The 13,963-nt window shown below is 75.7% G+C and carries 14 protein-coding genes and 1 pseudogene; 7 read left to right on the forward strand and 8 right to left on the reverse strand.

Features of this window, described 5'->3' with window-relative positions; genetic code table 11:
* Positions 1–51: 51 nt before the first annotated feature.
* Complete coding sequence (locus ACWIX3_RS19015) at positions 52–960, forward strand: cold shock domain-containing protein (RefSeq protein ID WP_448608908.1); 909 nt, start codon at positions 52–54, stop codon at positions 958–960.
* A 171-nt stretch (positions 961–1,131) separates the two neighbouring features.
* On the opposite strand, the gene ACWIX3_RS19020 is transcribed toward ACWIX3_RS19015, so the two are convergent.
* Together ACWIX3_RS19020 and ACWIX3_RS19025 are read right to left on the reverse strand one after the other, a co-directional pair.
* Positions 1,132–2,508, reverse strand: a complete 1,377-nt coding sequence (locus tag ACWIX3_RS19020; protein WP_448608909.1) for an FAD-dependent oxidoreductase — start codon at positions 2,506–2,508, stop codon at positions 1,132–1,134.
* 459 nt (positions 2,509–2,967) lie between these two features.
* Positions 2,968–3,426, reverse strand: a complete 459-nt coding sequence (locus ACWIX3_RS19025; RefSeq protein ID WP_448608910.1) for a winged helix-turn-helix transcriptional regulator — start codon at positions 3,424–3,426, stop codon at positions 2,968–2,970.
* Between the two features lie 83 nt (positions 3,427–3,509).
* Between ACWIX3_RS19025 and ACWIX3_RS19030 the strand changes: the two genes are divergently transcribed.
* Together ACWIX3_RS19030 and ACWIX3_RS19035 are read left to right on the forward strand one after the other, a co-directional pair.
* Positions 3,510–4,004, forward strand: a complete 495-nt coding sequence (locus tag ACWIX3_RS19030) for an N-acetyltransferase family protein (RefSeq protein ID WP_448608911.1) — start codon at positions 3,510–3,512, stop codon at positions 4,002–4,004.
* A 16-nt stretch (positions 4,005–4,020) separates the two neighbouring features.
* A complete protein-coding gene (locus ACWIX3_RS19035; protein WP_448608912.1) occupies positions 4,021–4,164 on the forward strand; it encodes a hypothetical protein in 144 nt (47 codons plus the stop codon).
* 9 nt (positions 4,165–4,173) lie between these two features.
* On the opposite strand, the gene mug is transcribed toward ACWIX3_RS19035, so the two are convergent.
* The 3 genes and pseudogenes from mug to ACWIX3_RS19050 all read right to left on the reverse strand — a co-directional run bounded on the left by mug (position 4,174) and on the right by ACWIX3_RS19050 (position 6,601).
* Complete coding sequence (mug, locus tag ACWIX3_RS19040; RefSeq protein WP_448608913.1) at positions 4,174–4,695, reverse strand: G/U mismatch-specific DNA glycosylase; 522 nt, start codon at positions 4,693–4,695, stop codon at positions 4,174–4,176.
* A pseudogene (locus tag ACWIX3_RS19045) lies at positions 4,692–5,210 on the reverse strand (UGSC family (seleno)protein). The gene mug and the pseudogene ACWIX3_RS19045 overlap by 4 nt, the downstream one beginning before the upstream one ends.
* Complete coding sequence (locus tag ACWIX3_RS19050) at positions 5,207–6,601, reverse strand: thioredoxin family protein (protein WP_448608914.1); 1,395 nt, start codon at positions 6,599–6,601, stop codon at positions 5,207–5,209. Before ACWIX3_RS19050 ends, ACWIX3_RS19045 begins: the two are co-directional and overlap by 4 nt.
* A gap of 92 nt (positions 6,602–6,693) precedes the next feature.
* Here ACWIX3_RS19050 and ACWIX3_RS19055 point away from each other — a divergent pair, with 92 nt between their 5' ends.
* Entirely contained in the window at positions 6,694–8,298 is a 1,605-nt protein-coding gene (locus ACWIX3_RS19055) for a hypothetical protein (RefSeq protein ID WP_448608915.1), read from the forward strand.
* Here the strand turns inward: ACWIX3_RS19055 and ACWIX3_RS19060 are convergent.
* Positions 8,295–9,209: a ribonuclease Z gene (locus ACWIX3_RS19060; RefSeq protein WP_448608916.1), complete on the reverse strand. Its 915-nt coding sequence runs from the start codon at positions 9,207–9,209 to the stop codon at positions 8,295–8,297. The two genes, ACWIX3_RS19055 and ACWIX3_RS19060, sit on opposite strands and share 4 nt — an antisense overlap.
* Before the next feature lie 7 nt (positions 9,210–9,216).
* Positions 9,217–9,741 carry a gamma carbonic anhydrase family protein gene (locus ACWIX3_RS19065; protein ID WP_448608917.1) on the reverse strand — a complete coding sequence of 175 codons (525 nt, stop codon included), beginning with the start codon at positions 9,739–9,741 and terminating at the stop codon, positions 9,217–9,219.
* Between the two features lie 92 nt (positions 9,742–9,833).
* On the opposite strand from ACWIX3_RS19065, the gene ACWIX3_RS19070 reads away from it, so the two are divergent.
* Complete coding sequence (locus tag ACWIX3_RS19070; protein ID WP_448608918.1) at positions 9,834–11,009, forward strand: LLM class flavin-dependent oxidoreductase; 1,176 nt, start codon at positions 9,834–9,836, stop codon at positions 11,007–11,009.
* Between the two features lie 43 nt (positions 11,010–11,052).
* On the opposite strand, the gene ACWIX3_RS19075 is transcribed toward ACWIX3_RS19070, so the two are convergent.
* Positions 11,053–11,460, reverse strand: a complete 408-nt coding sequence (locus ACWIX3_RS19075) for a YybH family protein (RefSeq protein ID WP_448608919.1) — start codon at positions 11,458–11,460, stop codon at positions 11,053–11,055.
* 159 nt (positions 11,461–11,619) lie between these two features.
* On the opposite strand from ACWIX3_RS19075, the gene ACWIX3_RS19080 reads away from it, so the two are divergent.
* Both ACWIX3_RS19080 and ACWIX3_RS19085 read left to right on the forward strand, forming a co-directional pair.
* Positions 11,620–12,219, forward strand: a complete 600-nt coding sequence (locus ACWIX3_RS19080; protein ID WP_448608920.1) for a TetR/AcrR family transcriptional regulator — start codon at positions 11,620–11,622, stop codon at positions 12,217–12,219.
* Between the two features lie 26 nt (positions 12,220–12,245).
* Positions 12,246–13,910 (forward strand): MDR family MFS transporter, encoded by a 1,665-nt coding sequence (locus ACWIX3_RS19085; protein ID WP_448608921.1) that lies wholly within the window; start codon positions 12,246–12,248, stop codon positions 13,908–13,910.
* Positions 13,911–13,963: the final 53 nt, after the last annotated feature.

The raw sequence follows: 13,963 nt of genomic DNA on the forward strand, positions 1-13,963 counted from the left end.
GACGGCCGGCGGGACGGGCTCGCCGGCCACGAGCAGTGCAGGAGCACGTGGATGCCGCAGGGCACGGTGAAGTGGTTCAACGCCGAGAAGGGTTTCGGGTTCATCGCACCCGACGACGGAGGGCGTGACGTGTTCGTCCACTTCTCCGCGATCTCGGACGAGGGCGGGTTCCGCACCCTCGACGAGGGCCAGCAGGTGGAGTTCGAGGCCAGCGAGGGCCAGCGCGGTCCGCAGGCCGACTCGGTGCGGCCGGTCGGCGGCGCCCCGCGACGCCCGGAGCGAGGGCGCGACGACCGGGGTCGCGGACGGGACGACGACCGGGACCGGGGCCGCGGTGGCGACCGCGGCCGGCCGTCGCGGGGCGGGCGGGCCACGGGCACGGTCTCGTGGTTCGACGCCGACAAGGGCTTCGGGTTCATCCAGCCCGACGACGGCGGGCCGGACGTGTTCGTGCACTTCTCGGCGATCGCCGACCGCGGCGGGTTCCGCAGCCTCGACGAGGGCCAGCGGGTCGAGTTCGACGTCACCCAGGGCCAGCGCGGTCCCCAGGCCGAGGACGTGCGGTCGGCCGAGCGCGACGGCGGCGGGTACTCCGATCGGGACCGTGGTGGCTACCAGGACCGCGACCGCGGCGGGTACCGCGACCGCGACTCCGGCGGGTACCGCGACCGCGACTCCGGCGGCTACCGCGACGGCGGCCGGGACGCCGGGCGGAGCGGCTCCGGAGCGGCCCGCCGTCCCTCGGGCGGCGGCCGGGCCAACGGCACGGTGAAGTGGTTCAACGCGGAGAAGGGCTTCGGGTTCATCGAGCCCGACGACGGCGGGCCGGACGTGTTCGTGCACTTCTCGGCGATCGCCGACCGCGGCGGCTACCGCAGCCTCGACGAGGGCCAGCGGGTCGAGTTCGAGGCCAGCGAGGGCCAGCGCGGCCTGCAGGCCGACCGGGTCGACCCGGCCTGAGGGAGGACGGGGTCCTCCTACGCCTCGGAGGAGGACCCCGTCCTCCCCCCCTTGGCGGGCTCAGGGTGGGACCCCGGGCAGGGCCGCGGCGAGCCCCTGGACGGGCCGGCGTTCGGCGGGCCCTCGCCGCCGGCGCCGCACCCCGCGGGGTGCGGCGCCGGCGGGGTCCCGTCACAGCAGCCGGACGTCGGCCTCCACGGCCTCGAAGGCCTTGCGCGCGGCGATCAACACCGGGTCCCAGACGGGCGAGAACGGCGGGGCGTAGGACAGGTCGAGCGAGAGGATCTCGTCCACGCCCATCTCGTTCCAGATGCAGATCGCCAGCGCGTCGACGCGCTTGGCCGCCGCCTCGCGGCCGGCGACCTGGGCGCCGAGCAGCCGACCGCTGCGCCGCTCGGCGATCATCTTGAGCCGGATGGGCTGCGCGCCCGGGAAGTAGCCGGCCTTGGTGGTCGAGTCGACGACGGCCGTGACGAACTCGTACCCGGCCGCCTCGGCCTCGGCGGTGGACAGCCCGGTGCGGGCCGCCTCCAGCTCGCAGATGCGGGTGATCGCGGTGCCGATGACGCCCGGGAAGGTCGCGTAACCGCCGCCGATGTTGATGCCCGCCACCCGGCCCTGCTTGTTGGCGTGCGTGCCCAGGGCGACCACCATCCGCTGGCCGGAGAGCCGGTGCACCGACTCGACGCAGTCGCCGGCGGCCCAGACGCCCTCGGCCTGGGTGCGCATCCGCGCGTCGACCGCGATGCCGCCCGAGGTCCCCAGCGGGATGCCGGCTTCCTCGGCCAGCCGGACGGCCGGGCGCACGCCGAGGCCGAGCACCACCACGTCGGCGGGCAGCTCCCGGCCGCTGGCGGTCACCACCGCGCGGGCCCGGCCGCCGGCGTCGGTCTCGATGGCCGCGACGGCGTCGGAGAGGACCAGCTCGATGTCCTCCTTGCGCACGGCCTCGGCGATGAACGCGCCGACGTCGGGGTCGAAGGTGCCGACCGGCGTCGCCGACATGTCGACGACGGTCACGTGGAGCCCGCGGATCCGGCAGGCCTCGGCGATCTCCAGACCGATGTAGCCGCCACCGACGACGACCACGTGCCGCACGTCCTCGTTGTCGAGCGCGGCCCGCAGCGCCGCGCCGTCGTCCAGCGTCTGGACGCCGTGGACCCCGCTCGCGTCGATGCCCGGCACCGGCGGCCGCATGGGGACGCTGCCCGTGGCGTACACCAGGTCGTCGAACGGCTCGGCGCCGCTGCCGCCGTCCTCCAGACCGCGCCAGTGGACGACGCGCCGGTCGAGGTCGATGCCGGTGACCTCGGTCCGCATCCGGACGTCGATGCCCATCGCGCGGTGCTGCTCCGGCGTCCGGGCGACCAGGTCGGCCTCGGAGTCGACGGCGCCGCTGATCCAGTAGGGGATGCCGCACGCCGAGTACGACGTCGCCCGGCCCCGCTCGAACATCACCACCTCGAGGTCGGGACGTCGCTTCTTCGCCTGCGACGCCGCACTGCCACCCGCGGCGTCCCCACCGATCACGACCACACGTCTGCCCACGTCTCCGGACGCTAGGGGACCCGGTGCGCGTCCGCCGGTCCACGACGGGGTCTCCCGAAGCGGCCGTCGCCTCGTCCTCGGGCTGCCGGCGGACCGCTGTCGGGGGACTAGCGTCGGTCCATGACCGTCCCGCCACCTCCCGGTCCCCAGCCACCGTCGCCCACGCCGTCACCCGTGGACCCCGTGCCGCCGCCCGAGCCCGCGCCCTTCCCCGTGCCCGGTCCCACCGACCCGTCGGCTCCGCCGCCGTCCGGACCGCAGCCCGTCTGACACCCGGCTGCCGCCGCCCGCTCGTCGCCGGCCCTCCCGTTGATCATGGGCTCGTGGCCGGCCGGCGCGGCGTGTCCGCGCGTGTCGCCGGTGACAGCCCCATGATCAACTCGCGGATGGGGTCGTGCGGGCCCCGTCAGGCGGGCTGCGGACCCCACCCGGGGAGGCACGCGCCCGCCGCCGGATCGGTCACCCCGCGGAGACCCGGGGCACCGGCCGGACGTCTCGGGCCCCGGAGAGCTCGTGGCCGGCGTCGCAGACCAGGGCCAGGTGCACCGGCTCCCCGCAGTCCCGGTGCCGCAACTCGAGGGGGGCCTCGCCGCCCCCGGCCAGGTACTTGTCCCCCCAGGCCATGAGGGCGACCAGCGCCGGGTGCAGGTCGATGCCCTTCTGCGTCAGCCGGTACTCGTGCCGCTGCCGCTCCCCCTCGGCCTGGTACGGGACCCGCCGCAGGATGCCCTCGTCGACGAGCGTGGCGAGCCGGTCGGCGAGGACAGCCCTCGGCGCCCCGAGCACCCGCTGGAAGTCGGCGAACCGGCGCACCCCGAGGAACGCCTCGCGCAGGACCAGCAGGCTCCACTTCTCGCCGACGACGGCCAGCGTGCCCGCGACCGAGCACCTCGACCGGTCCCACGCGGCTTCGCCCACGGGACCAGCATAGCGGGCTGAGTTCACTTGACGAACTTACCCGCGAGGGGCAGGGTTCGTATCACGAACTCAGGGAGGCCGAGATGGATCTGCCCGTGACGACCAGGCCGGTGCGGCCGGACGACGCCCCGCTGTTCTGCCGGCTGTGGGACCGGCTCTCCCCCGAGACGGTCTACCGGCGCTTCCACGCGCCGCTGCGCCATCCGCCGGCCGACGCGCGCCGGCTCGTCGAGGTCGACCACGACCTGCGCGAGGCGGTGGTCGCGGTCGTCGGCGGGGAGGTGGTCGGGGTGGCCCGCTACGACCGCTCCCCCGCCGACCCTGCGACCGCCGAGGTCGCCGTGGTCGTCGAGGACGCCTGGCAGGGCGTCGGCGTCGGTCGGCAGCTGCTCGCCGAGCTCACCGCGCTGGCCGGACGCCGCGGTGTCCGGACCCTGCACGCGGACGTGCAGTCCGACAACGACCGCGTCGTCGCACTGGTCAGGCGGCTGCTCCCCGGCGCCGTCCTCACCCCCGAGCACGGCGTCTACGCCGTGCAGAGCCCCCTGCCCGGCGCGGCGACGCCCGCCGCCGCCTGACCCGAGAGGAACCGCCATGTCCCGCCTGCGCACCATCGTCGCCGAACGCCGCCGCACCCGCGCCCGCCTCCGCGAGGACCGCGCCTTCGAGCGGCTGCTCGCCCGGGCCCCGACCGTCGAGTCCGCGCACGAGCTGCGCGCCATCTCGACCCGTCGCTGACGGCCGCGGTCAGCCGGCCGGCGGCGTCCCGCCGGCCGGTGGCCGCAGCCGGCCGTAGATGCGCGCGAGGTCGGGCAGCTGGTGGTGGGCGTTCAGGCCGCTCGGGTTGGGGACGACCCAGGTCACCGCGCCGCCGACCCGCTCGGGCTGGAGCCCGATCGCCGCGCGCCTCCGGTCGAAACCGAGCCGGTAGGCCGTGATGCCGAGGACGGCGAGCACCCGCGGCCGGTACCGCGCCACCAACCGCTCCAGCGCCGCGGCGCCCGCTCGCAGCTCCTCGCGGGAGAGCTCCGCGGCGGTGCGGGTCGGGCGGTCCACCACGTTGGTCACCCCGAGGCCGTAGCCCGGCAGCTCGGCGTCCTCCTCGGGCCGCAGCTGCCGCGGCGTGAGGCCGGCGAGGTGGATCGCCGGCCAGAACCGGTTGCCCGGCCGCGCGAAGTGGTGCCCGCGCTCGGCCGAGAGCAGCGACGGGTTGATCCCGCAGAACAGGACGTCGAGGCCGGGGGCGACGACGTCGCGCAGCGGCTTCACCCGCCGGCGGTGACCGCGGCGACGACCGCGGGGTAGGCCGCGTCCGCGGCGGCACGCAGTTCGTCGTCGGTGCGGTCCTGCACCGGGTGTGGCACGAGGACCGCCGGAGCCGGGAACCCGAGGGCCCGGCCCTGGGCGAGCGCGGCCTCGGCGAAGGCCTCGCTGGCGAGGAACACCCCCACCACACCGCGGCGCTCGAGGTCGGCGATGTCGTGCACACTGCACGACGTGCAGGAGCCCTAGTCGGCGAGCGCCTCGATGACCACCTCGCAGTGCTCGGCGATCTCGTGCCGCAGGTCCACGGGGGCGGGCCGGGCGAAGGTCGGCTTGCGGTACCGGAGCACCCGCACCCCGTCGGCACGCAGCAGCTCCTCCAGCCGGTCCAGGACGACGTCCCCGCGGGCCTTGCTGATGTCCAGCAGGCCGACGGTCCGGCCGCGCAGCGTGCCGGGCCGGGGCAGCAGCTCCCGTGTCGCCGGCCTGCGCTCGCCGGTCGGGTCCAGGACGGTCCTCACCCGCGCACCTCCCTCGTCACGGGGACGCTCCCCGTCTCGCCGGACACCCACCCGCCGATGATCGCGCTGAACAGACCGGCGTCGCCGCCGGCGTGCGCCACGAGCAGACCGCCCGGACGGAACTTCGGCAGCTGCTCGGCCTCGACCCCGGGTGGCAGCCCCTCGGCCATGCCCCCCGCCCCCCGCACCAGCTCGCCGGCCGGCAGCCGCAGCAGCCCGTCGAGCTCGGCGAGCAGCCGCGCCCGGTTCCAGCCCGCCTCCCGGAACACCCGGCCGTGCTCCGGGGAGACGACCAGCAGAGCGTCGAAGGCCATCGGCAGCTTGGGGTGGGCGTTCACCCGCAGGCAGGCGGCGAGGCTGCGGGCCAGCGACTCCGGGTCGCGGCTGAGCTGGTCGACCACCGGCTGCACCCCGGCGCCGGCGAACACGGTGACCGCGTCCCCGGGCACACCGCGGTCGGCGGCCAGCGGCGCGAAGGGGCTGCCCTCCTCCCGCTCGGCGAAGCAGGAGGTGTACTTGCCGGGGTTGCCGAGCGTGGCCCGGTCCACCTCTCCGGGCCGCCCACCGCCGACGTTGCGGACGACGAGCTGCAGCGCCCGGCCGATCGTGGCGTTGGCCCGGTTGCCCTGGCCGAGCGCGTTGACCCCGCTGTTCATGCCCACCCGCCGGGCGACCGGGCCGTTGACCACCACGAGCGGCCCGGAGAAGTACGTCGTGGCCAGCAGGCCGTGCAGCGCGAACTCCTCGGCGCACGCCGCTTCCACGGCGGCCAGCACCACCGGCAGGTGCTCGGGGAGGCACCCGGCCAGCACCGCGTTGACCGCGACCTTCTCCACGGTGCACCCGACGAGGTCCGGCGGGACGACGGCGACCACCTCGCGCGGATCCCGCGACGTCCCCCGCAGCATCCGCAGGACCCGCTCCGGCGTCGGCGGGACCACGGGCAGCCCGTCGGTCCAGCCGCGGTCGAACAGCGCCTCGTGCTCGTCCTCGAGGTCGGCCAGCTCCACCCGCCGGCTGGCCAGCCCGTCGCCGTAACGGGCCTCCAGCTCGTCCACCCGGGAGGGGTCCACCGACAGGGACCCGCAGCCGGGACGGTGCTCGGGCAGACCGGGGCCGAGCCCGGCGACGCCGGCCAGCGCCTCCCACTGCTCCCGGCTCCAGCCCACGACCCGGCCGGTCTCCCGACCGTCCTCGACGCGCAGCATCGTCGGCACGGTCTCGATCCCCAGCCGGTAGGACAGCTCCAGGCCGGTGTCGTCACCGTCGAACCAGTCCGGGTCGTCCTGGCACCACACCGCGGCGCGCAGCCCGCGCAGCACCGGCTCCACGAGCGTGCACGTCGGGCAGTCCCGCTTGACGACGGCGACCAGTCCGTCGGGCAGCTGCACGCCTGCCGACGCTAGCCCCACCGGCGCCCCCGAACGACCCCGGAGCGGGAGACTGAGTGTCCCGGCAGCAGCGCACCCCAGAGAGGACCCGCATGAGAGAGGACGGCGACGCGGCGTTCCGCCGCTTCGTCGCCGCCGAGCGCGACGGGCTCCTCGCCGAGGCGCTCCGGCTGACCGGCGACCCCGACCGCGCGGAGGACGCCGTCCAGCGCGCGCTGGCCCGCACCCGCCGGACCTGGGGACGGCGCGGCACCGACCCCGCCGCCACCGCCGCCGACGCGCTGCACGCCGCCGCGGCGGGGCGCGGGAACGGGCAGGTCCTCGAGTCGCTCGACGATCGAGCCGCACCCCCGCCGGCCCCGCCCGCGCGCTGGCGGCTCGACGCCGACGCGGCCGCCACCGACGCCCTCGCGCGCGCCCGCCGGCAGCGCCGGGTCCGCACCGCCGTGATCGCCGCCGCGTCCGCCGCCACCGTGGCCGCGACCGCCGTCCTGGTCCCGCAGCCGGGGAGCGGACCGCCCGGCCGGCCGAGCGCCCCCCAGCCGACGGCCGACGTCCCCGTGCTCACCGAGCCCACCCGTGGCTCGCTCGCCGGCGACGCCGCCTTCGTCGAGGCCGCCCGCAGCACCGACTGGGGTCCGCTCACCGCGCCGCCGGCCGAGGAGCGCCGCGTCGTCCTCGCCACCGACACCCCCGACGGCCGGGTGGTGCTGGTCGCCGGCACGGTGGACGAGGACGTCCGCGGCGTCTGGCTGACCGGCCCGGTGGGCGCTCCACCCGACCGGCTCACCCCGTACGTCCCGCAGGACCTCGGCCCGTACCGGCCGGCGTCCCTGCTGGTCGGCGGCCCCGGCCCGGCGACCCTCGTCGTCGTGACCGCCCCCGGCGACGAGGTCGAGGTCTCCCCGCGGCTGCAGGTCGGCCCCCGCGGCACCGTCGGGCGCACCTACGAGCCGGTCCCGGTGGACGCCGGCCTCGCGGTCACCTCCGTGCCGACGACGACCGGCGGCGCCGGCACCAGCGTCCGGGTGCTGCGCGACGGGCAGCCGGTGCACCGCGCCGGCGTGGCCGCACCCGACCTGCCCGCGGGCCCCGCCGACGTCCCGCCGCTGGACCCGCTGCGCCCGGCGTCCGCCCCGCCCGCGAGCCGCCTGGTCACGGAGGCACTCACCGGGATCGCCGTCCCGCTGGGCGCCGAGCCGGCCGAGCTGCAGCCGCAGCTGCTCTGGTCGGGCACCCTCCCGATGCCCGAGGTGCCGGGCAGCGCCGCCGTCGTCGTGGGCCGCAGCCCCGGCGGCGGGCTCGTCGTCACCACGCGGGCCGGCCAGCTCGGCAGCACCGGCACCGGGCGCACCGTGCCGTGCGGCGTGCACACCCCGCCGGGCACGACCGACGTCGCCGGGCTGGTCGTGGCGCGGGTGTGCGACCTCTCCTCCCCCGAGACCGAGCCGTCGGACGCCGGCCGCTGGCTGGTCGTCACCGCGCCGGCCCCGTCCACCAGCGCCGCCGTCCTCGACGAGCGCGGCGGCGTGCTCGCCACCGTGCCGCTGGCCGACGGCGGCGGTGTCGCCCTCCTCCCGGCCGGGGCCCGCGACGTGCGCACGCTCGACGCGGCCGGCCGGGCGCTGGCCGAGGTGGCGATCAGCGCCGTCGCCACCGAGCCGTTCGGCGACTACGGCACCGGGGAGGTGCGCTAGGCCCGGCGCGGCACCGGCACCGTCTGCAGGTCCGCCGCCACCACCAGGTCGCCGGCGAAGACCGTGCCAGCCTCCTCCGCGAACCGCGCGGGGTCCGGGTAGCGCTGCGAGAAGTGGGTGAGCACCAGCCGGCGCACCCCGCACTCGGCGGCCACCGTCGCCGCCTGCCGCGCGGTGAGGTGCCCGTACTCCGTGGCCAGCGCGGCGTCCTCCTCGAGGAACGTCGACTCGACGACCAGCAGGTCCGCACCGTCGGCCAGCGCGTACACCGCGTCGCACAGCCGGGTGTCCATGACGAACGCGACCCGCTGCCCCGGCCGCGGCGCGCTCACCTCCGACAGCCGCACCGTGCGGCCGCCGACGGCGAGCGAGCCGGCCCGCTGCAGCCGGCCGACGTCGGGACCGGACACCCCGGCGCGGGCCAGCTCCTCCGGCAGCATCCGGCGCCCGTCGGGCTCGACCAGCCGGTAGCCGAACGCCTCGACGAGGTGGTCGAGCCGGCGGGCCTCCAGCGTCCACGACGGTCCGGACGCCACCGGCCCGTCGGCGGTCAGCGGCTCCTCGCGCAGGTCGAGGACGTCGTGGAACACCGATGCGGCGCGCAGCCGGCCGAAGTACTCCCGCCCGGACGCCGGGAAGTGCGCGGTGACCGGGTGCGCGACCCGGTCCAGCGACATCCGCTGCACCACCCCGGGCACGCCCAGGCAGTGGTCGCCGTGGAAGTGGGTCAGGCAGATCCGGGTGACGGCACTGCTGGGCACGCCGGCCAGCAGCAGCTGCCGCTGCGTCCCCTCGCCGGGGTCGAACAGCAGCCCCTCGCCGTCCCAGCGCAGCAGGTAGCCGTTGTGGTTGCGGGTCCGGGTGGGCGCCTGGCTGGCGGTGCCGAGGACGACGAGCTCGCGGACCGACACCGCCTGCTCAACCGACCTGCTCGACGCCGGCCGCGTGCCGCCGGGCCAGCTCCCGGTAGACCGACGGATTGCCGTCGACCCAGACCGCGGCCCCCTCGCTGAGCGGCCCCCGCACCCTCACCGGGGCGCCGAGCGCCAGCACCCCGTCGGGGATCACCACCCGCGGCGGCACCAGGCTGTGCGCGCCGACGAGCACCCGGGCACCGATGCGGGCACCGTCCTGCACGGTGCTGCCGTTGCCGATCAGCGCCTCGGCGCCCACCACCGCGCCGTGGACGACGCACTGGTGGCCGATGGTCGCGCCCGGCCCGATCTCGGTCTCCGGGTCCGCACCACCGTGCAGCACCGAGTTGTCCTGCACGTTGGCGCCGGCCCGGACCAGGATGCGGCCGAAGTCCGCGCGCAGGACCGCGCCGTACCAGACCGACGCCCCGGCCTCGACGACGACGTCCCCCACGAGCGTGGCGGTCGGTGCGATCCAGGCCTCCGGGGAGACGGAGGGGGCACGGCCTTCGAAGGAGAACAGCGGCACGGGCGGAGCGTAGGGGCCGGTGCTACCCCTCCCTCACCGGGTGTGATCCGCGTTACGTTCGGCGTCCGTCGCCCGACCCCCCTGGAGGACCCATGGACCGGCTCCGCTTCGGCACGTTCCTCGCCCCGTTCCACCCCGCCGGGGAGAACCCCACGCTGGCCCTGCAGCGGGACCTGGAGCTGGTCGAGCACCTGGACCGGCTCGGGTACGAGGAGGCCTGGATCGGCGAGCACCACTCCGCGGGCACCGAGATCATCGCCTCCCCGGAGATCTTCATCGCCGCCGCGGCGGAGCGCACCAAGCACATCAAGCTCGGTACCGGCGTCACGTCGATCGCCTACCACAACCCCCTGTGGGTGGCCGAGCGCATGGTGCTGCTCGACCACCTCACGCGGGGCCGGGCGATGCTCGGCTGCGGCCCCGGCTCGCTGCCCACCGACTCGATGATGCTGGGGCTCAACCCCACCGACACCCGCGAGCTGCTCGAGGTCGACCTCGACATCATCATGCGGCTGCTGCGCGGCGAGACGGTGACGCAGAAGACCCGCACCCACGAGCTGGTGAACGCGCGCCTGCACCTGCGGCCCTACACGCAGCCGCGCTTCGAGGTCGCCGTCGCGGCGGTCGCCTCGCCCACCGGACCGCGGATGGCCGGGCGGCACGGCATCGGGCTGCTCTCCATCGGCGCCACGCTCTCCAAGGAGGGCTTCGACGCCCTCGCCCACCACTGGAACGTCGTCCAGGAGCGCGCCGAGCACTTCGGCCAGACGGTGTCCCGCCGCGACTGGCGGCTGGTCGGGCTCATGCACGTCGCCGAGACCCGCGAGCAGGCCTACGCCGACGTGCAGTACGGCATCGAGACCTGGTTCCGCTACTTCCAGAAGACGGCCGCCTTCCCGCAGATGGCCGTCGAGGGCGGCGACGCCAAGGAGATGATCGACTTCATCAACGAGGCCGGGGTCGGGGCCATCGGCACGGTGGCGGACGCCCGCGCCCAGGTGCAGCGGCTGTGGGACCAGTCCGGCGGCTTCGGCTGCATGCTGCTGCTCGGCCACGAGTGGGCCAACCCCCAGGCCACCAAGCGCTCATGGGAGCTCATCGCCCAGCACGTCGCGCCGCACTTCCAGGGCGGCGAGGTCTCCCACGCCCAGCAGACGCTGGACGCCAAGGAGTACGCGATGGGCAAGCGCGAGGACTACGCCGCCCAGCAGATGCAGGCCGTCGCCACGATGACCGAGCGGTACGAGCAGGAGAAGGCCGGCGGCTGACCTCCGCGCCCGGCTGCCGCCCCGGGGCGGCAGCCGGGCGCCGTCACCGGAGCGGGAACGAGTGGTGCTCGTGCGCGACCCGCCACCGGCCGCCTTCCCGGCGCAGGCCGAGGGTGAGCCGCAGCCGGTACCCGGGGTGCTCGGCCAGCTCGGCCTCGGTGCCGCAGCGCAGCAGGGCGTACGCCCAGGCGACGTCCGCGCCGGCGGTCACGGACAGCTCGACGATCCCGAACGCCGCACCGGAACGCTGCCACTCGAAGAAGGCCGGCCAGGTCTCCCGGTAGGCGTCCAGGCCGCGGACGCCGTCCTCCGGCGGCGGCACGTCGAACATGACGACGTCCTCGGTGCGGTCGGCCAGCACGCCGTCCAGGTCGCCGGCGTGCACCGCCCGCGCCCAGCGGTGGACCAGGTCCCGGATGGCGGAGTCGTCCCTCGGATCTGTCTCGCTCATGACCGATGAGACCGGCGCGGGCACGCCGACTCACCGCCGCCCGCGACGGGTCGTGGCGGCTGCCGCCGTGCGCGCCGACGCCGGCTGCCCGGTCCACCGTGACGGACGCGACAGTATCTGCAGAGTCCGCAAGTTTGCAGAGAGTGCAACCATGGTCGGGTGACTGCCGGACTCCGTGAGCGCAAGAAGGCCGCCACCCGGTCCGCGCTGCACGAGGCCGCGCTGCGGCTGGTCGCCGAGCGCGGCCTGGACGGCGTCTCGGTCGACGACATCGCCGCCCGGGCCGACGTCTCGCCGCGCACCTTCTTCAACTACTTCGCCACCAAGGACGACGCGGTCCTCGGCGTGGACCCGGCCGCGCTGCGGCGCTCGGCGCAGGCCCTCGCCGAGCGGCCCGCGGACGAGTCCGCGGTCGCGGCGCTCCGCGCCGTGCAGCGCGAGCAGGCCGCCGAGATGGCCGCCGAGACCGAGCTGTGGCCGCTGCGCCTGCAGGTCATCGAGGCAAACCCCGGTCTCGTCGGCCGGCTGGTCACCCACTTCGGCGAGGCCGACCGCGCGCTGGCGGTCGCCGTCGCCGTGCGCACCGGGACCGACGCCGACACCGACACGCTGCCCACGCTGCTGGCGCTGACCAGCGGTGCGGTGCTGCGCACCGCGATGCACCGCTGGCTGACCGGCGGTTTCACCGACTCCCTCCCCCGCCTCGTCGACGAGGCGTGGGACCTGGTCGGCGCGGGCCTGCCCGACCCCGCCCGCTGACCGGCACCGACCCCCGAGGAGCACCCGTGCACGCCCCCACCCCGACCGCGACGGACGACGCCCCGCTGTTCGTCCTCACCCGGCGCCGGATCAACCTGATCTTCTCGGCGCTGATCGCCGGGATGCTGGTCTCCAGCCTCGACCAGACGATCGTCTCGACGGCGATGCCGACCATCGTCGGCGACCTCGGCGGCGTCTCGCACATGGCCTGGGTGACCACGGCCTACCTGCTGGCCAGCACGCTGGTCATGCCGATCTACGGCAAGTTCGGCGACCTGTGGGGACGCCGGAACCTCTTCCTCGTCGCGATCGCGCTGTTCACCGTCGCCAGCGTCGGCGCGGCCCTGTCGACGGACTTCACCTGGTTCGTCATCTGGCGCGGGGTGCAGGGCCTCGGCGGCGGCGGGCTGATGATCCTGTCGCAGGCCATCATCGCCGACGTCGTCCCCGCGCGGGAGCGCGGCAAGTACCTCGGCCCGCTGGGGGCGATCTTCGGCCTGGCCGCCGTGGGCGGCCCGCTCGTCGGCGGCTTCTTCACCGACCACGCCGGCCTGGGCTGGCGCTGGTGCTTCTGGATCAACGTCCCGGTCGGCGTCGCCGCCCTGGTCATCGGCTGGTTCGCGCTGACCCTGCCGCGGAAGCGGAACACCGAGCCGGTCGACTACGCCGGCATCGCCACCCTCTCGGCCGCGACCACGTCCCTGGTGTTCTTCACCGACTTCGGCGGCGATCGCGGGTGGACCGACGCCTGGACGGTCGCCCTCATGGCCGCCTTCGCCGTCTCGGTCCTCGCCTTCGTCCTGGTCGAGCAGCGCGCCGTCCAGCCGATCATCCCGCTGGCACTGTTCCGCAACCCGACCTTCGTCGTGGCCACGGGGCTCGGCGCCGCCATCGGCCTGGGCATGTTCTCGGCGATCGCCTTCATGCCCACGTTCCTGCAGATGGCCTCGGGCACGTCGGCGGCCAACTCCGGCCTGCTGATGCTGCCCATGATGGCCGGCCTGTTCGTCACCGCCATCGGCTCGGGCATCGCGATGACGAGGACCGGCCGGTACAAGGCCTTCCCCGTGGTCGGCGTCCTCGTGATCGCCGCGGCGATGCTCTGGATGACCACGCTGTCCGGCGACACCTCGCTGGTCACCGTCTGCGCGATGCTGTTCGGGATGGGCCTGGGTCTGGGCCTGGTCATGCAGGTCGTCGTCCTCGTGGCGCAGAACGCCGTCTCCGCGCGGGACCTGGGCACCGCCACCTCGACGAACAACTACTTCCGCGAGGTCGGGGCCACCCTGGGTGTCGCCGTCTTCGGCACGATCTTCACCAACCGGCTGGCCGAGAACCTCACCGGCGCGCTGACCGGCAACGCCGAGCAGGCCGTCGCGGCCGGCATCACCTCGCCGGACAGCCTGGTGCCGCAGGCGGTCGAGGCCGCCGGCGAGCCGCTCCGGACGGCCATCGTCGACGCCTACGCCGACGCGCTGGCCCCGGTGTTCGGCTACCTGCTGCCCGCCTTCGCCGTCGCGCTGCTGCTGGCGCTGTTCCTCAAGGAGATCCCGCTGTCCGACGTCGCCGGCCTGGTCGCCCGGGGCGAGGCGGTGGCCGGGGACGACACCGACCGCAGGGGCGACACCGACCGCAGGGACGAGGTCGACCGCAGGGGCGACGACGCGCGCGAGGCCACCCCGGCGGGCTGACCCTGCCGCTCAACGGCAAGCCCCTGGCCGGGCGTGACCGGCGTCACCGACGC

This window comes from Geodermatophilus sp. URMC 60 (assembly GCF_053502585.1).

Coding starts and splice junctions, on each gene's coding strand:
- ACWIX3_RS19030 (WP_448608911.1), top strand. CDS start 3,510: ATGGATCTGCCCGTGACGACCAGGCCGGTGCGGCCGGACGACGCCCCG.
- ACWIX3_RS19035 (WP_448608912.1), top strand. CDS start 4,021: ATGTCCCGCCTGCGCACCATCGTCGCCGAACGCCGCCGCACCCGCGCC.
- ACWIX3_RS19055 (WP_448608915.1), top strand. CDS start 6,694: ATGAGAGAGGACGGCGACGCGGCGTTCCGCCGCTTCGTCGCCGCCGAG.
- ACWIX3_RS19070 (WP_448608918.1), top strand. CDS start 9,834: ATGGACCGGCTCCGCTTCGGCACGTTCCTCGCCCCGTTCCACCCCGCC.
- ACWIX3_RS19075 (WP_448608919.1), bottom strand. CDS start 11,460: ATGAGCGAGACAGATCCGAGGGACGACTCCGCCATCCGGGACCTGGTC.
- ACWIX3_RS19015 (WP_448608908.1), top strand. CDS start 52: ATGCCGCAGGGCACGGTGAAGTGGTTCAACGCCGAGAAGGGTTTCGGG.